Origin of the sequence: Morganella sp. BCCO 40_0007, from assembly GCF_032989665.1 — a bacterium.
GTDB lineage: Bacteria > Pseudomonadota > Gammaproteobacteria > Enterobacterales > Enterobacteriaceae > Morganella > Morganella sibonii.
The window spans coordinates 86,531-106,174 of record NZ_JAVBIN010000006.1; the positions used below are offsets into that span (position 1 = coordinate 86,531).

The following is a 19,644-nucleotide window of genomic DNA, read 5'->3' on the forward strand; positions in this document are numbered from 1 at the left end:
GGACGCACTATGCCTGTTATCACTGCATTAATCAGCGGAATTCTGTTCGGCCTCGGGCTGCTGGTGGCCGGGATGGGAAATCCGCAGAAGATTCTGGCGTTTCTGGACATTACCGGCAACTGGGACCCTTCTCTGCTGATCACCATGGCGGTAGCGATGGCGATCAGTATGGTTGCTTTTGCCGTGGCAAAAAAACGTAAAAAGACGGTATGCGGTACACCGCTGGAGTTACCGGTAAACAGCAAAATTGATAAACGGCTGCTGACCGGCGCCGTGCTGTTTGGTATCGGCTGGGGACTGGCGGGGATCTGCCCGGGACCGGGTATTGTGCTGGCCGGGATGCTCAGTATTAAGGGCTTGATATTTACAGCATCAATGACTGCCGGGATGGTGATTTTTGCGCTGTATTCATCATGTCAGCGCGGAAAAATATAGTTTTTCACCGATTCTGCGCATAAAAAAACCGGCTTTTCAGCCGGTTTTGTATGTCTGTTAAAGCAGTAAATTATTTCAGACCGGCGGCTTCGCGCAGCTGTTCTGCTTTGTCAGTTTTTTCCCACGGGAACTGAGGACGGCCGAAGTGACCGTATGCTGCAGTTTCCTGATAAATCGGGTGCAGCAGATCCAGCATCTGAATCAGACCATACGGACGCAGGTCGAAGAACTCGCGCACCAGCAGTGTCAGTTGCTGGTTGGAGACTTTACCGGTACCGAAAGTTTCCACCATAATAGAGGTCGGCTCTGCCACGCCAATCGCGTAAGACACCTGGATTTCACAACGGTCAGCAAGACCGGCTGCGACAATATTTTTTGCCACATAACGGGCTGCATAGGCTGCGGAACGGTCAACTTTTGACGGGTCCTTACCGGAGAATGCACCGCCGCCGTGACGTGCCATACCGCCGTAAGTATCGACGATGATTTTACGGCCGGTCAGACCGCAGTCACCCATTGGCCCGCCGATAACGAAACGGCCGGTCGGGTTGATGAAATATTTGGTGGTCGGGTCCAGCCACTCCACCGGCAGAACCGGCTTGATGATCTCTTCCATCACGGCTTCATGCAGATCTTTCTGAGAGATATCCTCTGAATGCTGGGTTGACAGAACAACCGCATCAATCCCGGCGATTTTGTTGTCGTCGTAACGGAATGTGATCTGGCTCTTCGCATCCGGGCGCAGCCATGGCAGAGTTCCGCTTTTACGGACCTGAGCCTGGCGCTCAACCAGACGGTGAGCATAGGTGATCGGTGCCGGCATCAGCACGTCAGTTTCATTTGAGGCATAACCAAACATCAGACCCTGGTCACCGGCACCCTGCTCAAGCGGGTCTGCACGGTCAACACCCTGGTTGATATCGGCAGATTGTTTACCGATGGCGCTGATCACCGCACAGGAGTCAGCATCGAAGCCCATGGATGAGCTGGTATAGCCAATCTCACGGACAGTGCGGCGCGTAATGTCTTCAATATCAACCCAGGCCTTGGTGGTGATTTCACCGCCGACCAGAACCATACCGGTTTTGACATAGGTTTCGCAGGCAACACGCGCTTTGGGATCTTGTTCTAAAATCGCATCAAGGACTGCATCCGAAATTTGGTCGGCAATTTTATCCGGGTGTCCTTCAGATACGGACTCAGAAGTGAAAAGATGTGTAGTCATTATTTTTCTCTACCTTAAGTGAAGTGAACTTTCGGTACATTGATGGATGTATTAACTTCTAGACGGCTATTCTAGTTTAAAATCGGCAGTGGTTCCAGAAATTTTATAGTGCCTCCGCTTTTTTCACTGGTTTTTTTCGCTTTCCGGAATGTGTTACCGGACTGTTTTCATTTTTTACACTTATCTGTCATTTTGATTTTGCATTTTTGTGTCATAACCGGTATAAACTGCTCCCGGTAGCTGTGAATTTTTCTTCAGTTATAAACGGCAGAAACTCAGGTTTTCTGTATGATTCAGGCGGGGGTTACGGCGTGTAATCCTGTGTGGGGGTAAATGGGTTAATGAACCATTATCTGCTGCTTGTTGACGTTCAACAGCCACGTGCCTTACAGCATGTGTCCGCGTCCTTTTCTGTTCTCTCTTCCTCTCTGACTGACACGTGCTCTGCACGGTGTTTTCCGTATCCGTTACACTCAAACAGACCGGATAACGCAAGCAGGCGGGTCACTCTGCGGTAAACCCGTAAATCTGTGTCCGGTTTTTGCCGGATGATGTAATCCATTTTGAATTTTTACTTGTCAACAGGACAGATTTATCCCACGGTGAAGGGGGATAGGCGTATGTCAGCCATACAGGTAAGTTTCACTCCAGAATCAGGAGATGACTAATGAATGATAATATCGCGCTGAAGATGCAGCAGACCTATAACATCGCATACTGGGGCGGCAGCTATTACGGTGTGAATGACCTCGGTCATGTCACCGTCTGCCCGAATCCGGATATGCCGCAGGCCTCCGTTGACCTGGCTGAACTGGTTAACCGTGTTCAGAAAGAACGGGAACACATCCGTCTGCCTGCATTATTCTGCTTTCCGCAGATTTTGCAGCATCGTCTGCGCTCAATTAATGCCGCGTTCCGCCGTGCCCGCGAATCTTATGGTTACAAAGGTGATTATTTTCTGGTTTATCCGATTAAGGTTAACCAGCAGCGGCGCGTGATTGAAACCCTGGTCAATGCCGGGGAGCCGCTGGGGCTGGAAGCCGGTTCCAAAGCCGAGCTGATGGCAGTACTGGCGCACGCAGGTATGACCCGCAGTGTCATCGTCTGCAACGGCTATAAAGACCGTGAGTATATCCGTCTTGCTCTGATGGGCGAGAAACTCGGTCACAAAGTCTATCTTGTGATTGAAAAAATGTCTGAAATTGCCATGGTGCTTGAAGAAGCCAAAAATCTTGATGTGGTGCCGCGCCTGGGTGTGCGGGCGCGTCTGGCTTCTCAGGGCTCCGGCAAATGGCAGGCCAGCGGCGGTGAGAAATCCAAATTCGGCCTGGCCGCCACTCAGGTGCTTCAGCTGATTGATATGCTGCGTCAGGCAGACAGCCTGGAGAGCCTGCAACTGCTCCACTTCCACCTTGGCTCACAGATGGCAAATATCCGCGATATCGCCACCGGTGTCCGTGAATCCGCCCGTTTCTATGTCGAACTGCATCAGCTGGGTGTCAATATTCAGTGCTTTGATGTCGGCGGCGGCCTCGGTGTGGACTATGAAGGTACCCGTTCTCAGTCTGACTGCTCGGTAAACTACGGTTTGAATGAGTATGCCAATAATGTGATCTGGGCTATCGGTGATGCCTGTGAAGAGCACGGTCTGCCGCATCCGACGGTGATCACCGAATCCGGCCGCGCCCTGACGGCGCACCATACGGTGCTGGTTTCCAATGTGATCGGCGTGGAGCGTAACGAGTTCTCCCCGGTGGAAGCCCCGGCTGAAGATGCACCGCGTCCGGTTGCCAGTCTGTGGGAAACCTGGGAAGAGATGCAGACCAAGGGCAACGCCCGCTCTCTGCGCGAATGGCTGCACGACAGCCAGCTCGACCTGCACGATGTCCACACGCAGTATGCGCAGGGCATGCTTTCTCTGACTGAACGCGCCTGGGCGGAAGGGCTGTATCTGAATATCTGCCGCCGTATCCAGCAGGATCTCGATCCGGGTAACCGCGCACACCGCCCGATTATCGATGAGCTTCAGGAACGTATGGCGGATAAATTCTATGTGAATTTCTCGCTGTTCCAGTCACTGCCGGATGCGTGGGGGATCGACCAGCTGTTCCCGGTACTGCCGATTGAGGGGCTGGATAAGCCGCTGGATCGCCGCGCGGTACTGCTGGATATCACCTGTGATTCCGACGGAATTATCGACCATTATGTTGACGGCGACGGGGTGGCAACCACGATGCCGATGCCGTCTTATGACCCGGAAAATCCGCCGATGATGGGCTTTTTCATGATTGGTGCCTATCAGGAAATCCTCGGCAATATGCATAACCTGTTCGGCGACACTGCTGCACTGGATGTGTATGTCGGCGAGAACAGCCAGGTTCGCTATCTGGAAAGTGAAGAGGGCGATTCCGTGGCGGATATGCTTCAGTATGTGAAGCTCGATCCGAAAATTCTGCTCGAACGCTTCCGTGATCAGGTGAAAGTCTCTGATCTGGATGAAGAGGAGCAAAAAGCCTTTACCGAAGAGTTCGAGAGCGGTCTGTACGGTTATACGTATTTGGAAGACGAATAGATTAGAAAGTGAATAATGCCCGGCGGAATAATACGTCCGGTTTTGTGTCAGTAAGACATTGATAAAGGAATCATTATGATTAACAGCACATTAGGCAATCAGACCGATAATTCACTGGTCTCTAATGCGTTTGGTTTTCTCCGCCTGCCGCTGAATTTCCAGCCGTACACCAGTGACGCTGACTGGGTGATCACCGGTGTTCCGTTTGATATGGCGACTTCCGGCCGCGCAGGTTCCCGTCAGGGACCGGCAGCGATCCGCCAGATTTCAACCAATCTGGCCTGGGAAGGTAACCGCTGGCCGTGGACATTCGATATGCGTGAGCGTCTCAATGTGGTGGACTGCGGTGATCTGGTGTTCGCATTCGGTGATGCGCAGGACATGAGTGATAAGTTACAGGCACACACAGAGAAAGTGCTGGCGTCCGGTAAAAAATGTCTCTCTTTCGGGGGTGATCACTTTGTGACACTGCCGCTGCTGCGCGCACACGCCAAACATTTCGGTAAGATGGCGCTGGTGCATTTCGATGCTCATACCGACACTTACGGCAACGGCAGCAAGTTTGACCACGGCACCATGTTTTATCATGCCCCGAATGAGGGACTGATTGACCCGGCGCATTCCGTGCAGATTGGTATCCGTACCGAGCATGAAACCGATAACGGTTTCACCGTGATTGACGCCGCGCAGGTTAATGACCGCACGGTGGATGATGTGATTGCTCAGGTGAAAGCGATTGTCGGCGATATGCCGGTTTACCTGACCTTTGATATCGATTGTCTGGATCCGGCATTTGCCCCGGGGACCGGTACACCGGTTATTGGCGGGCTGACAACTGACCGCGCCCTGAAACTGCTGCGCGGCCTTCAGCCGCTCAATATCGTCGGGATGGATCTGGTGGAAGTGGCACCGGCATATGACCAGTCTGATATCACAGCACTGGCCGGTGCAACTATCGCACTGGAAATGCTCTATCTCCAGGCCGCGAAAAAAGGCTGAAACCGGTTTTACCACCGTTAAAACAAAAGACCCGCAACTGCGGGTCTTTTTACATCTGCCGGTGATAAACCGGACAGTTGCTCATTATGTGCTTACCGGCTTGCAACCCGGGTAAAAACGCGTATGTTTTTAAATGAGTATTAATATCATAACGAAATACCTCACTCATTAAGGAGCACATCATGGCACTAACGGGTAAAGTGATTCTGGTTACCGGCGCTGCGCAGGGGATTGGTCGTGGTATCGCATTACGGTTAGCCAAAGAAGGGGCGGATATCGCGCTGGTGGATCTGAAAGAAGAAGGGCTGGCGAAAGTCAAAAAAGAAGTGGAAGCCCTGGGTCGTAAAGCGGCAACATTCACCGCAGATATCAGTCAGCGCGATCAGGTTTTTTCGGTTGTTGATAAAGCAGAAAAAGCGCTGGGCGGTTTTGATGTTATGGTCAATAACGCGGGTATTGCACAGGTTAAAGCGATTGAAGATGTTCTGCCGGAGGATATGGATCGTATTTTCCGCATTAACGTCGACGGCACCATGTGGGGAATTCAGGCCGCAGCAGCCAAATTCAAAGCTCGCGGACAGAAAGGGAAAATCATTAACGCCTCATCCATTGCCGGGCATGATGGTTTTGCCTTACTCGGCGTCTATTCCGCCACTAAATTTGCGGTCCGCGCACTGACTCAGGCGGCGGCCAAAGAGTTCGCCAGCAGCGGGATCACCGTTAACGCTTACTGTCCGGGTATCGTCGGTACAGATATGTGGGTGGAAATTGATGAGCGTTTCTCTGAAATCACCGGCGCGCCGAAAGGGGAAACCTACAAAAAATATGTCGACGGTATTGCGCTGGGCCGCGCTCAGACACCGGATGATGTGGCAGCACTGGTTTCTTTCCTGGCCAGCGATGACTCGGATTACATCACCGGTCAGGCGATTCTGACCGACGGTGGTATCGTTTACCGCTAAATTATTGTGTTTATATTCACAGACATCCGCCGCATGCTGAATGCGGCGGATTTTTTTATGTATACTGAACCGTAGGATAACGCTGCGGGTAACAGGCATGAAATACGATCTGAATGACCTCTATTATTTTGTGAAAGTGGTGGAATACGGCGGATTTTCGCCGGCAGGAGAAGCACTGGGAATCCCGAAATCCCGGCTCAGCAGGCGTATTGCTGACCTGGAACAGAAACTGAATATCTCACTAATCTACCGCTCCACCCGTCAGTTTCATGTCACTGAGGTCGGGCAGGCCTTCTACCAGCAGTGCAAAAATGTGATTGATGAGGCGGAAATTGCCGAAGAAATTATCTGCTCAGTACAGGGACATCCGCGCGGCAGTGTGAAGTTTTCCTGTCCGGTCGCACTGTTACAGGCCTATCTTCAGGATCTGCTGACCGATTTTATGGTGAAATATCCGGATATTGATGTGCAGATCCTGGCGGTTAACCGTCCGGTGGATGTGATCAGCGAAGGGTTTGATCTTGCACTGCGGGTGCGCTCTCTTCCGCTGGATGATTCCGGACTGACCATGAAAGTCCTCGGATATTCACGCCGTGTGCTGGTCGCCTCGCCGCTGTTATTTGCCGGAAAAGCGGCACCGCAGCATCCGGATGATCTGACCGAATTCCCGATCCTCGCCAACAGCGAACAAAAACAAAACTACACGCTGACACTGACCAGCGAAGACGGCAGCAGCATCACCAAACACCTCACGGCACGCCTCGCCACAACGGATGTCATGACACTGCATCGTGCGGCATGCAAAGGGCTGGGCATTGCCCGGCTGCCGGAAGGTGTGGCGCTTAACGATTTGAATGCCGGGCGGCTTGTCCGTGTTCTGCCGGGCTGGCAGTTCCCGGAAGATGTGATACACGCGGTTTTCCCGTCCCGAAAAGGGTTATTACCTGCTGTGCAGGCGCTGCTGAATTATCTGGCGGAGCATGTTCCGCAGACGGCGGCGTTTTCGGGGGCGGGGGGATAGTGAGGCAAATAATCATTCTATTCGCCTCAATTAGTGAGTAGAATAGCGGTATTATTCTACTCATCGGAGGCAGTATGTGGATATGGGAACATCATAGCTGGCCCGGATTTACGTATGATTTGCAGCAGTTACTACCACTGTTGCGGGAAGCTGCATTTCTTCAGGGTGATTTATACGGCAGCAATAAAGCGCTTGATCTTGCTGAAGATAAGACACTGGATACGCTTCTGGCAAATATTATCTACTCAAGTGATATTGAGGGAGAAAAACCGGATGCCCGTTCTGTCAGATCATCACTGGCGAATCACCTTGGTATTTCTGAGGAGGTCTCTTATCCGGCGGATAAACGTACGGAAGGCCTGGTGGAGTCAGCTCTGGATGCAATCAATAATCCCGGTGAACCGCTTTCTGCGGCTCGTCTTCTGAAATGGCATACCTGGTTATTCCCTGAAAATGACAACCTTTTTAACCGGACAACCGGAGGGTGTTTCCGTTCCGGAGCCGTTCAGGTGGTATCCGGCAGGCTGGATAAACCGGTCATTCATTTTGAGGCCCCTCCGGCGGATCGGGTGGATGCAGAAATAAACGCATTTATCACCTGGTTTAATGAAAGCAGAGATAATCCCGGTATTGATCCCGTTTTACGGGCAGGTATTGCCCATTTGTGGTTTCTGACCATTCATCCTTTTGAAGACGGGAATGGCCGGATTGGACGTCTTATTATGGATCTGGCACTGGCTCAGGCAGAAAACAGTACTGTGCGGTTATATGCAATGTCGCAGACCATCAATGAGCACCGTAAAGAATATTATAATGTGCTGGAGCAGACACAACGGCAGGGAACGGACATTACGCCGTGGCTGAGTTGGTTTGTGAAAATGCTGGTGGTGTCTGTCGGCGCAACGCTGGCGCAAATCAGGCGGACACTGGAAAAAACCAGATACTGGCACCGGTTTGATCAGAACCGGCTGAAACCGGAGCAGGCCAAAGTACTGAACCGGATGCTGGACGGTGATTTTTCTGACGGTGTTAATAACCGGCAGTATATGTCAGCAGCAAAAGTCAGTCGCGCCAGTGCAACACGGCATCTGGCTGATTTGGTTGAGTCTGGTTATCTGACAGAAAGTGAAAGCGGGGGGCGCAGCAGCCGCTATTGTCTGAATAAAGGATAATAAGAGGATGAGGCAAATAACCACGCTATTCGCCTCATTTTGTGAGGCAAATAACGGACGTATTTGCCTCATCTGTCTTACTCAGCCGGGATCTGTCCGAAACGGCCGTTGTTGAAATCCTCGATAGCTTCGCGGATTTCCTGCTCGCTGTTCATTACAAACGGGCCGTAACCGACAACCGGCTCATCAATCGGCTCGCCGCTGAGGAACAGGACAACCGCATCTTCGGTTGCTTCCAGCAGAATGGTGCTGTCAGTGCCGTCCAGAATCATCAGTTCGCCGGTGTGCAGCGGTGCACGGCTGTCGACATAAATGCTGCCGTGCAGGACAATCAGCCCGGCGTTGCGGCTGGCTTTTGCCGTCAGGCCGGTGACTTTTCCGGCTTTCAGGCGCAGATCCCACACATCCATTTCGGTAAACGTCCGGGCCGGGCCGCGTGCCCCGGCATATTCCCCGGCAATCACCCGCAGTGTTCCCGCGTCATTCGGCAATGTGACCGCCGGAATGGCGCTGTTTTTCAGTAACTGATAACCCGGCGCGGCGGATTTTGCGGAAGCAGGCAGATTCACCCACAACTGCACCATATCCAGTGTGCCGCCCTCCCGCATAAAGCGGTCAGAATGGTATTCCTGATGCAGAATACCGGATGCCGCAGTCATCCACTGCACATCCCCTTTACCGATAACACCGCCCTGACCGGTGGAGTCGTGATGCGCCACCTCGCCGTCATAGACGATAGTTACTGTTTCAAAGCCGCGGTGCGGGTGTTCACCAACCCCACGGTTAGCGCCTGCTGATGCCGGGAAATCCGCAGGTCCGGCGCGGTCGAGCAGGATAAACGGGTTGAGATGTTTGCCGTGATTACTGTAGGAAAACATCTGGCTGACCGGGAATCCGTCGCCGACCCAATGGCCTTTTGGTGCACGGTAGGTGCCGATAATGTTTCTCATGATGTCTCTCCTGATAATTATGTATGAATTGATAATAAGGGCGGAAATCGTCAGGGAGTAGTCATGAAAACAGGTTTCACTGTTGCAGAAACAGAACAGTTTTATGATACCCGGATTATCCTGTTTTCAGAACAGTGTTTATCAATATCCGCTCTACCGGCAGGAAAAGGAACATCGTATTGTTAGCGGCATCGGGGCCGGCAGAAAGAGTGGCGGCGACTGTCAGAATATTAATCAGGAAAGAAAGAATGAAAAAGATCGGCTTAACGCTGTTTGCTTCACTGTTTTTATGGAATACCGCACAGGCGGCTGACTATAAATTAGATCCGGGCCATACCAAAGCGGTGTTCTATATTGATCATTTTAATACCTCTACCAACAGCGGCGGTTTTTATAATATTACCGGTGATATGGCCTATTCACCGGAGAAACAAACCGGGCATGTTCAGGTCACTATTCCGGTGAAAACCCTGAATACCGGGATTGACGGATTTAATCAGCATATGCTGAGTGCAGATATTCTTGATGCGGAAAAATATCCGGAGATTAAATTTGATTCATCAAAATGGCATTTTTCCGGAAATAAACTGATGTCGGTGGATGGTAATTTAACGATCAAAGGAAAAACACATCCGGTACAGTTACAGGTAACGAAATTCGGCTGTTATTTCAGTCCGGTATTTAAAGCAGATGTCTGCGGCGGTGATTTTGAAACCACGATTGATCGTACTCAGTGGGGCGTTGATTTTCTCGCTGATGCCGGTATTCCGGCGAATATGTCACTGAAAATTCAGGCTGAAGCAATTAAACAATAAATTTATACCGGGAACAGGAATCATATTATGCAAAGATCAAAAGCAGGTGTATTCGCCGTTGCGGCGCTGGGGCTGGCAATGACACTGAGTACCGCGTACGCGGCAGAGTATAAAGCCAGTACCAAAGAAGGGCCGGTGAAAATTGTTAACCTGAATGACCTGGAATCACAGGTAAAAGCCAATATGGATAAAGGGGCATTCGGTTATATCCGCGGTGGTGCGGAAGATGAAAAAAATATGCGTGATAATACCGCCGGTTTTGATCGCAAATATATTATGCCGCGCGTGATGCAGGGAATTGAATTAAAGGATATCGATCTCTCAACGTCATTCCTGGGCATACCTCTGGCAACGCCTGTCATTCAGGCACCGATGGCGGCACAGGGGCTGGCACACCGTGACGGGGAAATTGCCACGGCAAAAGGCATGGCAAAAGCGGGTTCTGTTTTCTCTCTCAGCACCTACGGAAATAAAACCATTGAGGAAGTGGCGGCGGTATCTGACGGACATCCGTTCTTCTTCCAGCTCTATATGAGCAAAAATAATGCGTTTAATGAATTCACCCTGAAACGGGCGAAAGAAAGTGGTGCCAAAGCGATTATTCTGACCGTGGATTCTCCGGTCGGCGGCTGGCGTGAGGATGATTTACGCAACAATTTCCAGTTCCCGTTAGGATTTGCCAACCTTGAATTGTTTGCCGCACAGAATAATGACGGCTCCAAAACCGGGAAAGGCGCGGGGATCAGCGAGATCTACGCTCAGGCCAAACAGGCATTTACTCCGGATGATATTCAGTATGTGAAAAAATTGTCCGGTCTGCCGGTCATTGTGAAAGGTATTCAGTCACCGGAAGATGCTGACCGCGTCATTGAGGCGGGTGCGGATGCCATCTGGGTATCAAACCACGGCGGTCGTCAGCTGGACAGCGGACCGGCCTCTTTTGATGTGCTGCCTTCCATTGCAAAAGTGGTGAACAAACGTGTGCCAATCGTGTTTGACAGTGGTGTGCGCCGTGGTTCACACGTCTTTAAAGCGCTGGCAAGCGGTGCGGATGTGGTTGCTGTCGGCCGTCCGGTTCTGTATGGCCTGAATCTGGGCGGGGCGGAAGGGGTAAATTCTGTTATTCAGCAACTGAATAAAGAATTACGCATCAATATGATGCTGGGCGGTACCAAAGATATTAATGCCGTCAAACAGACCAGACTGTACAGCGATCGTGATTTTCAGTAATTCCTGCTTTGTCAGTAATCTCACACTGCCGCTCAGCGGCAGTGTTTTTGCAGTGATTCCCGGCACCATTGTGCCAGCCGGGCGATTGCATCCTCCACTTCCTTATCACAACCGAACCCGGCATTGAGCCGGAAACAGCGGTCATAGCGGTTGTCGGTGGCAAAAATATGCCCCGGCGCAATCCCGATCCCTTCCGTGCGTGCATTGAGAAACAGCTCCCGCACATTCAGACTGCCTTCCGGCATGGTAACCCATAATACATAACCGCCCTCCGGTTCGGTCACGGTGGTGCCCGGCGGAAATTCCCGCAGTACGGCACGGCGGATATTGTGTACCTGCTCCGCCAGTTCACGGCGTAATCTGCGCAGGTGGGCGTCATAACCGCCGTTGCTCAGCAGTTCACTGATGGCGGCCTGCGGCAGTACCTGTGACCCCATGGATGAGGTGTATTTCAGTGAGGTGATTTTACGCATGTAATGCTGACTGTGAACCCAGCCGATACGCACGCCGGGCGCGATGGTTTTGGAAAATCCGCTGCACAGAATGACATTATGGCTGAATGCCCGCATCGGGAACGGGCGCTGCCCGCCGAATGCGGCATCGCCGAAGGTATCATCCTCAATAATGATGACGCCGTTTTCATCCGCCTGACGGGTGATTTCCGCCTTGACATCATCCGGGATCGTTTTACCCAGCGGATTATTGACGTTGGCGAGTGTCACAAAAGCTTTTACTGCTTTGCGGCGGAACAGGGCGGTGAGTTTATCGCAATCCACATAACCATCTTCACAGGCATCCACTTCGGTCAGCCGCAGATTGAGATTACGCAGCATTTGTAACAGCACAAAGTAACAGGGGGATTCCACGGCCACCGCATCCCCGGGGCTGAGCGTGGCGCGCAGTGCCAGTGATAATGCTTCAATACAGCCGTTGGTGATAAGCAGCGTTTCCGGAGAGATATTACAACCGTAACTGACCGCCCGGCGGGCGATTTCTTCTTTCAGCGGGGCATAGCCGGTACCTTTGACCGAATCCCCCAGCAGGAACGGTTTGCTGTAACTGAGCTGACGCATGATAAGACTCAGCTTTCTGACCGGATAAAGTTCCCGGCGGCCGTTCGCCAGATCCAGCCGGACACGGCACTCTTCGCCGACCATCGACATATGCAGTTCTGTCTGTTCATCCAGCGGGGCAAAATCAGCGGTGAGCGTCTCTGTGCTGCGGTTTTCCGCCGCAGCCGGCTGTACAGGTGCGACAAAAAAGCCGGATTTCGGCCGCGCCACCGCAACATGTTCATCTTCCAGCGTGCGCAGCACTTTCAGCGCGGTGGTCAGGCTGACATTGTACTGTGCCGCCAGAATGCGCACGGACGGCAGACGGCTGTCCGGCGGTAAAACCCCCTCGCGGACGGCCTGTTTTATCTGATCGGCCATCTGCCGGTAGCGCGGAAGCGGTGCCATCTGTTCTGCCTCATTCTTACGGGTTCTGTGTGTTTCTGTAAGAGTACGTTGAGAGTAAATTATGACGCAAGGATTTCTCCGGCTGACTGTGAGGTTTATATGACAACATTTGACAAAATCACCCGTTTACTCGATTCCCGCGGGGTGTCCTTTGAGGTGATCGAACATCCGGCGGAAGGCCGTTCTGACGCGATAAGTAAAATCCGGGGGAATAAACTGAGCCAGGCGGCGAAAGCCATGGTGTTGCAGGTCACCGGCAGCATACCGGAAATCCGCTATGTGCTGGCGATTGTGCCGGGCGACTGCAAAGTTAATTTTAAACATATTGCGAAGCTGGCGGGCGGGAAAAAAGCTTCTTTTGCCGCACCGGAAACTGCACAGGCACTGACCGGCTGCCCGATGGGGGCTGTTCCTCCCTTTAGCTTTAATAAGGAACTGACATTATATGTTGATAAGGGCCTGACCGGTGCCGGGCGGGTATATTTTAATGCCGGTGAACTGGTGAGATCCCTGTCTTTGGCAGCGGATGACTATTTCAGTGTGATCGGTCATGATCGCATTGCGGATATTGCGGTACCTCCCGCCGCAGAATAACAATGATAACGGAGAATAACGATGGAATATTGTGTTGCTGAACTGACGGATATGGATCAGGTAAAAGCCTTATTAAAACGTTATCATCTGACCACCATAAGTGATGAAGACAAGCCGGACGGTTTTGTCACCACACAGATGAGTGATGATCAGATGAGCGAACTGATTGAAAATGAGCAGGGATTATTTGTCGCGAAACAGGACGGAAAGGTCGTGGCATTTGCTATGGCGGCATCCTGGCAGTACTGGTCACCGTGGCCGCTGTTTACTCATATGATTGATAAACTGGGTGATTATGAGTTTGCCGGTCAGACACTGACGATGGAGAATTCCTATCAGTACGGCCCGGTTTGTATTGATGCATCACTGCGCGGGCAGGGTGTGCTGGAAGGACTGTTTGCGTTTGCGCTGGAAAAAATGTCGCGGCGGTTTGATATCCTGGTCACCTTTATCAATAAGGTTAATCCGCGCTCTTATGCTGCGCACACCCGTAAGCTCGGACTGACCGTGCTGGATGAGTTTGGATTCAATAATAACCATTATTATTGGCTGGTCTGCGAAACCCGCTGAACCGTCTGATAAAAGAAAACCCGCCGCAGCCGCTGAATAATCAGGGCTGCGGCGGGTTTTTCAGTGATGATTACACTAATTTTTTCACGTCGAAGTTAACTTCACCGCTTAAATCCGCATTATAATCCACACCGTCCAGACCAAAGCCGAATAAACGGAGGAACTCCGCTTTATAGCCCTGATAGTCGGTTAAATCATTGATGTTATCATCTGTCAGTTGCTGCCAGATTTCACGGCAGGTGTTCTGAACATCATCGCGTAATTCCCAGTCATCCAGGCGCAGACGCTGTTTTTCATCGGTTTCCGGTGATGTGCCATTAAACAGTTTGGTGGCAAATAAACGCTGAGTCTGTTCAATACAGCCTTCGTGAATGCCTTTCTCTTTCATGATCTTAAACACGATAGAGATATATAACGGCATTACCGGAATGGCGGAAGACGCCTGGGTGACGACTGATTTCAGTACGGCAACATAGGCTGCACCGCCTTTGGCCTGCAATTTCTGATTAATGGCCGCTGCTGCGCGATCCAAATCTTCTTTTGCTTTACCTAATGTACCGTGCCAGTAAATCGGCCAGGTTAAATCGGTACCGATATAGGAGTAGGCAACAGACTGAGCATTATCCGCCAGAACACCGGCTTCCTCTAATGCGGTCATCCACAGTTCCCAGTCCTGGCCGCCCATTACTTTGACGGTATCGGCAATTTCCTGCTCATTGGCCGGTTCAACAACGGCTTCGATCAGCACGTCTTTGTTGGTATCGAGCGCGACAGATTTGTACGGTTCGCCGATAGGTTTCAGGGCAGAACGGACAATTTCGCCGGTTTCCGGCATTTTACGGACCGGTGATGCCAGAGAGTAAACAACCAGGTCGATCTGGCCCAGATCCTGTTTAATCAGATCAATAACGGTCTGACGGCATTCATCAGAGAAGGCATCCCCGTTGATGCTTTTTGCATACAGGCCTTCTTCTTTGGCGGCTTTATCAAAAGCCGCTGCGTTGTACCAGCCGGCAGAACCGGTTTTGTTTTCGCTGCCCGGCTTTTCGAAAAATACACCGATAGTCGCCGCACCGCTGCCGAAAGCGGCATTAATACGGGAAGCCAGACCGTAACCGGTGGATGCACCAATCACCAGAACCTTTTTAGGGCCGTTTTTCAGTTCGCCGCAGGATTTCACACGGGCGATTTGCTCACGAACATGGGCTTCACAGCCCGCCGGGTGAGCGGTAGTGCAGATAAAACCACGAATTTTAGGTTTGATAATCATAGTTATTTTTTCTTGGTAGCCAACAATCAGGGGCTAATATACCCGATCTTCTTCATTTACTTAAGACAATGCAGCGATAAACCCGCAAAGCAGACCAGTTAATGACGGCGCAGTTACCCTGAATATGGTGTGTTTCAGTCTTTTTACGGATGACACTCTTTTTTGCCGGATAGCCTCCGCTATTTCCGTTATGATAGCCGTCATTAAAACGGATAACCCGTCAGCGGAGTCACTGTGGCATTTGAAATTTTCCGGAATATCCTGCATTACGGCTGCCATTTTCTGGTGCCGGTTCTGTTTGCCCGGCTGTTCTGGCGTCAGCACTGGAAAGCAGCGTCAATTATTATGATTGCCACCATGGTGATAGATGCGGATCACCTGCTGGCGGACCCGGTATTTGATCCGGACCGGTGCAGTGTCGGTTTTCATCCGCTGCATACCGCGTGGGCTGCGGCGGTTTATCTTGTTTTGCTGCTGCTCCCGTCATGGAAAGTGCGGGCAGTAGCGGTCGGTTGTCTGTTCCATCTGTTTACCGACGGTATGGATTGTTATATGGGCAGCCTGAAACAGAGTACGGAATATGCGGCGGAGCAGGTATTAAAAAACCCGCCGGGAGCGGGTTTTTGTACGTCAGAGACAATCAGAACGGCGTTTTCAGTGCCGGAACAGAAATTTCTGCTGCCGGCAGGCTGATTGACGGGGCTTTGACATCAACAGAAGGTGCTGATGTTCCCGGAACGGAGAACCCCACTTCCGGTGCGGATATTGACGGCGCCTCAATCTCTGCGGATGGCATGGCCGATTCTGCCGCGGAGATGATCTTGTCTTTCACAGATGGCGTACGGCTGCTTTCAGTTTTTGGCTGTGCGGACGGTACTTTTCCGTTGCGCTCTGAAGAAACCAGCGGACCCGGCTGTCTCTGAGGCGCTGTTTGTCCGCTCTGACCACCGGTGACCGGTTGTGCGTCAGGTCTGCGCATCTGGCCGTTATCCGGCCGGAATAATTCCGGACCTGTCTCCTGATTCACCATCGTGCCGTCAGACGGCGCACCGGAAACCATTCCCGGATCACTATTGTGCTGCTGCCGTTGTGCGACACTTTCACGGCTCAGCAGTTTACCCCGGTTTTCAGTGCTGTCGTTTTCTGTTACCAGCGTATCACCATCTTTGACGGCAAAAGATTTCCCCCGGTAAGGCAGCAGAAGATACGGTTTGCAGGCACTGGTATTGCAGCCGCGGTAGCGCACCATGCCATCAATACTCAGTGTGATAATCCCGCCGCCGTTAAGCAGGTAATCCCAGGTTTTACCGTTAATGACCACTGTACCGCTCATATTACACGGCGTCTGGCTGTATTCGCCGTACGGCAGTGCCGTGTAGGGTTTACTCATGGAAATTAATTTCCGGACTTGTTCATCCTTCAGTGTCCATTTATCACAGGCGCCCAGTAATACACCGTCAGAGGAGGGATAAATTATTTTTTCACCGGTATCGACATCATAGTTTTTCTGACTGCAACCTGAACTTATTAAGACAGTCGCAATAATAAATAATGGAATAGGTAATGATTTTAAATATTTCATCGTATTAATGATATCCGTGTATTCAGCCCGGTATATGACCGTTAATTCCCGGACGGGTGCCGATACTGATAAATGAGTAATAAAATATCGTGATGATTTTCAGATTGTTAAATAGTAGCGGCTTACGGTGTCTGAATCTATCAGTGTTATCCGAAGCGTGACGGGGATATAAATAAAAAGCCCGGCAACGGTAAGCCGGGCATGAATATGAAAATATAATGTTTATTCTGACAAACTGTCGTTCATCACTTTTTGGAACGTTTCCCATCCGCAATAACCGTTTTTATCAACCGGACAGTTTTTCAGTTCCAGTGTGACTTTTTGCGGTGGTGTTTTTAAGGACAGATAACTGTTATTCCGCAGCTGATCGGAGGACTGATAAATATAGTCAATCTTCACATAGGATTTATTATCCGCTTTATTGGTCCAGCGCTGGAACACTAATTTTCCGCCGATTGGCGTATGTTCATACTGTTCCGGTAACTGATACGGTTTAAATTCCAGTGCGGAAAGCAGCGAAGCAATATTGGAATCATGCCCGGCCAGGAAGGTAAACTTCGCTTCACTGCCCGGCGCAGCGGCGGCAAAGTGCTGATTAATGTAGTTCAGCAGCGGATGTGCGACATTTTTTGCAATGATACGCGGGGTAAACAGGGATTCCTGGTAGCCGTTTTTCAGCGTATTAAGGACAGTCCACTGCGCTGGCGTGGTGACTTCGCCCCAGGCAACCTGGTCTGCCGGGAAACCTTCATAATATTGCAGGTCGATGGCATCCACGGCGGAGTTAGCCATTTTCAGCGGCCCTTTCACGCCCGGCTCTTTACCGGCTTCAATAATAAAGCTGTTTTTACCGTCTGCCAGCGAACAGAGTTTATTGGTTTTGCACTGTTCCGAGTCTTTGATATTCAGCACGTTATTCAGTGCCTGATAGCCCGGCGTCAGATCCAGTCCTTTATAATGGCTCTCCATTGCCGCGAGAGCGGCTTGTTTGAACTCTGCGCTGTCATTGGTAATGATCGGGTTAAACACCGGGTCCATGGTGCCGATTTCCGGCTGGTGATTGACGGTGATTGTACAGCCCGGGAACGCACCGGCGGTAAAGAACTGCGCGGTGGCGATAGTGCGCTGAAGACTGTTGGCATACACATTCAGCTCTTTTTCACCGGTCGGGCACAGAGTATCCGGCAGCAGTTTGTTCTCATCCAGCCAATCGCGGAAATAGTGTCCCATATAGACTTCCAGCGCGCCGCCTTTGGTGGTCAGATAACCACTCTGCGCATCCCACGCCGGCCAGGTTTTATCGGTGATTTCGGTCAGAATACCGGTGTTGACAATCGGGGTACGCAGGTTGTGGCGGCTCATCACCAGAACCTGTTCCAGTGTCATATCAGCGGCGGATGTATCAGCAAAAGCGGGAAGGGCGGGAGTCAGTAATGCAGCTGCAAGTGAAAGCGTCAGTAAGTTTTTTTTCATCCGGAACACTCCTGTTGTCATTATTTTCGGACAGGTATTAATGACTGAAGCGATTCATATTTACCGGGAGCAAACTCCCAAAACAGTGATCAGCACCGGAAATAGCGTTTAAGTAAAGGCGCGGTGAAATTTTTCTTCAGATAAAAGCCGCGCGGTAGTGTTTGTATCGGCTGTCCGTGCGGACCGATAGCTTCTGTGAGTGCCCGGCTGTTGGCCGCTTTCGGGCGGATCTGCATGACCTGGCCATGGCGGGCGGTGATCTGCTCTACTTTTCCCAGCACAATCATATCCATCAGTTCTTCCCAGTCGGCACGCAGCAGGCGCTCTTCCTCATCAGACGGTGACCACAGCAGCGGTGAGCCGACACGGCGTTCTGCCAGCGGGATATGACGCGCACCTTCCACCGGCACCCATAACACGCGGGAGAGTTTATGACGCACATGACACTCGGCCCAGGTCACGCCGCTGTTGCCGGTCAGCGGTGCCACGCAGACAAAGGTGGTTTCCAGCGGCACACCGGATTCATCCACAGGGATGGTTTTCAGCTCGACGCCCAGGTGAGCGAAATCCTGTTCCGCCTTGCTGCCTGCTTCCGCGCCCAGCCAGTATTCCAGCAGCATTCCGACCCAGCCTTTATCGCGGCGCAGATCCGGCGGTACCGGTATACCGGCGCAGCCGGCCAGCTCACCGAAAGTAGCACCGGCAAGGGATTGCGCGCGGCTGAGCAGTTCTGACTCGCTGGCCGGGGGCTGCGGGGACGGAAAAAGAGGTGTCATGTTATATGCTTAAAAGTTGAACAGTAATATCCGGTAAAATAATACATAGGCATGAATGAAAAATAAATATTATCTAATTTATTGATATATAGCTATTAATTTTCGTCGCAGGAATAACCCGGCCGGGTTGTGCACCTGCATCCTCAGACAATGAACAGGATCTTACACTGAGTTATCCACAGCTTTATGGGATAAGTGGAAAATGACCTCACTACTGGTTTGATTTACAGGCTTGACTTCCGCTTGTTTTCGCGTGTCAGCAGGGGTTTTGCTCACGGATGAGCCACAATCTGTGGATAACCCCGGGTGTGGTCATTTTTTGTCCTGTGTAAGTCTGCGGAAAAAAATACCGTTTAATTTTTCAGACGATTCTCTTTTTTTATTTCTGCATCGAAATGATTTATCAGGGTTTATTTAACGGTTGTAATTTTATCAACCGTGGTCTGTTAAAAACTATACCCCCATTACCCTTGCGTTTTTCACAACTATATCCACAGAAAACGTGAATAAAAGCCGGTTTTTTATCGGAGGGTGTTTA

General features: G+C 51.2%; 18 protein-coding genes. 11 read left to right on the top strand and 7 right to left on the bottom strand.

The genetic code is table 11. The features are described 5' to 3' along the window. The first annotated feature begins 9 nt into the window (after window positions 1-9). On the top strand, window positions 10-435 hold the full coding sequence (locus tag R5268_RS08660; RefSeq protein WP_317419199.1) for a DUF6691 family protein: 426 nt from the start codon (window positions 10-12) through the stop codon (window positions 433-435). A gap of 70 nt (window positions 436-505) precedes the next feature. Here R5268_RS08660 and metK read toward each other — a convergent pair whose 3' ends face one another. Then, window positions 506-1,660 carry a methionine adenosyltransferase gene (gene metK / locus R5268_RS08665; protein WP_107679011.1) on the bottom strand — a complete coding sequence of 385 codons (1,155 nt, stop codon included), beginning with the start codon at window positions 1,658-1,660 and terminating at the stop codon, window positions 506-508. A gap of 667 nt (window positions 1,661-2,327) precedes the next feature. Between metK and speA the strand changes: the two genes are divergently transcribed. The 5 genes from speA to R5268_RS08690 all read left to right on the top strand — a co-directional run bounded on the left by speA (window position 2,328) and on the right by R5268_RS08690 (window position 8,386). Next, window positions 2,328-4,232 carry a biosynthetic arginine decarboxylase gene (gene speA, locus R5268_RS08670; RefSeq protein WP_107679009.1) on the top strand — a complete coding sequence of 635 codons (1,905 nt, stop codon included), beginning with the start codon at window positions 2,328-2,330 and terminating at the stop codon, window positions 4,230-4,232. Between the two features lie 75 nt (window positions 4,233-4,307). Next, window positions 4,308-5,231 carry an agmatinase gene (gene speB / locus R5268_RS08675; RefSeq protein WP_052926896.1) on the top strand — a complete coding sequence of 308 codons (924 nt, stop codon included), beginning with the start codon at window positions 4,308-4,310 and terminating at the stop codon, window positions 5,229-5,231. Between the two features lie 182 nt (window positions 5,232-5,413). Further along, entirely contained in the window at window positions 5,414-6,193 is a 780-nt protein-coding gene (locus R5268_RS08680) for an acetoin reductase (protein WP_317419200.1), read from the top strand. A 97-nt stretch (window positions 6,194-6,290) separates the two neighbouring features. Then, complete coding sequence (locus R5268_RS08685) at window positions 6,291-7,214, top strand: LysR substrate-binding domain-containing protein (RefSeq protein WP_317419201.1); 924 nt, start codon at window positions 6,291-6,293, stop codon at window positions 7,212-7,214. Between the two features lie 74 nt (window positions 7,215-7,288). Further along, window positions 7,289-8,386, top strand: coding sequence for a Fic family protein (locus tag R5268_RS08690; RefSeq protein ID WP_317419202.1), 1,098 nt, complete (start codon window positions 7,289-7,291; stop codon window positions 8,384-8,386). 77 nt (window positions 8,387-8,463) lie between these two features. Here the strand turns inward: R5268_RS08690 and R5268_RS08695 are convergent, their stop codons facing one another. Further along, window positions 8,464-9,336: a pirin family protein gene (locus R5268_RS08695; RefSeq protein WP_166708359.1), complete on the bottom strand. Its 873-nt coding sequence runs from the start codon at window positions 9,334-9,336 to the stop codon at window positions 8,464-8,466. A gap of 248 nt (window positions 9,337-9,584) precedes the next feature. Here R5268_RS08695 and R5268_RS08700 point away from each other — a divergent pair, with 248 nt between their 5' ends. Together R5268_RS08700 and R5268_RS08705 are read left to right on the top strand one after the other, a co-directional pair. Next, a complete protein-coding gene (locus tag R5268_RS08700) occupies window positions 9,585-10,151 on the top strand; it encodes a YceI family protein (RefSeq protein WP_317419203.1) in 567 nt (188 codons plus the stop codon). Window positions 10,152-10,229: 78 nt separating this feature from the next. Then, window positions 10,230-11,381 carry a lactate oxidase gene (locus R5268_RS08705; protein WP_410795826.1) on the top strand — a complete coding sequence of 384 codons (1,152 nt, stop codon included), beginning with the start codon at window positions 10,230-10,232 and terminating at the stop codon, window positions 11,379-11,381. Between the two features lie 32 nt (window positions 11,382-11,413). Here the strand turns inward: R5268_RS08705 and R5268_RS08710 are convergent, their stop codons facing one another. Continuing rightward, window positions 11,414-12,841, bottom strand: a complete 1,428-nt coding sequence (locus R5268_RS08710; protein ID WP_317419207.1) for a PLP-dependent aminotransferase family protein — start codon at window positions 12,839-12,841, stop codon at window positions 11,414-11,416. A 99-nt stretch (window positions 12,842-12,940) separates the two neighbouring features. Between R5268_RS08710 and R5268_RS08715 the strand changes: the two genes are divergently transcribed. Together R5268_RS08715 and R5268_RS08720 are read left to right on the top strand one after the other, a co-directional pair. Beyond that, on the top strand, window positions 12,941-13,435 hold the full coding sequence (locus R5268_RS08715; protein ID WP_317419208.1) for a YbaK/EbsC family protein: 495 nt from the start codon (window positions 12,941-12,943) through the stop codon (window positions 13,433-13,435). Between the two features lie 21 nt (window positions 13,436-13,456). Beyond that, a complete protein-coding gene (locus R5268_RS08720; protein WP_317419209.1) occupies window positions 13,457-14,005 on the top strand; it encodes a GNAT family N-acetyltransferase in 549 nt (182 codons plus the stop codon). Between the two features lie 70 nt (window positions 14,006-14,075). Here R5268_RS08720 and fabV read toward each other — a convergent pair whose 3' ends face one another. After that, window positions 14,076-15,275, bottom strand: coding sequence for an enoyl-ACP reductase FabV (fabV, locus tag R5268_RS08725; RefSeq protein ID WP_317419210.1), 1,200 nt, complete (start codon window positions 15,273-15,275; stop codon window positions 14,076-14,078). Window positions 15,276-15,509: 234 nt separating this feature from the next. Here fabV and R5268_RS08730 point away from each other — a divergent pair, with 234 nt between their 5' ends. Next, window positions 15,510-15,968, top strand: coding sequence for a DUF6122 family protein (locus R5268_RS08730; protein ID WP_317419212.1), 459 nt, complete (start codon window positions 15,510-15,512; stop codon window positions 15,966-15,968). On the opposite strand, the gene R5268_RS08735 is transcribed toward R5268_RS08730, so the two are convergent. From R5268_RS08735 to mutH, 3 genes are all read right to left on the bottom strand, one after another. Continuing rightward, window positions 15,916-16,665 carry a hypothetical protein gene (locus R5268_RS08735; protein ID WP_146257286.1) on the bottom strand — a complete coding sequence of 250 codons (750 nt, stop codon included), beginning with the start codon at window positions 16,663-16,665 and terminating at the stop codon, window positions 15,916-15,918. The genes R5268_RS08730 and R5268_RS08735 overlap by 53 nt on opposite strands. Before the next feature lie 414 nt (window positions 16,666-17,079). Further along, entirely contained in the window at window positions 17,080-18,330 is a 1,251-nt protein-coding gene (gene agp / locus R5268_RS08740; RefSeq protein ID WP_317419213.1) for a bifunctional glucose-1-phosphatase/inositol phosphatase, read from the bottom strand. An 89-nt stretch (window positions 18,331-18,419) separates the two neighbouring features. Beyond that, window positions 18,420-19,106, bottom strand: coding sequence for a DNA mismatch repair endonuclease MutH (mutH, locus tag R5268_RS08745; protein ID WP_046894518.1), 687 nt, complete (start codon window positions 19,104-19,106; stop codon window positions 18,420-18,422). Between the last annotated feature and the right edge of the window lie 538 nt (window positions 19,107-19,644).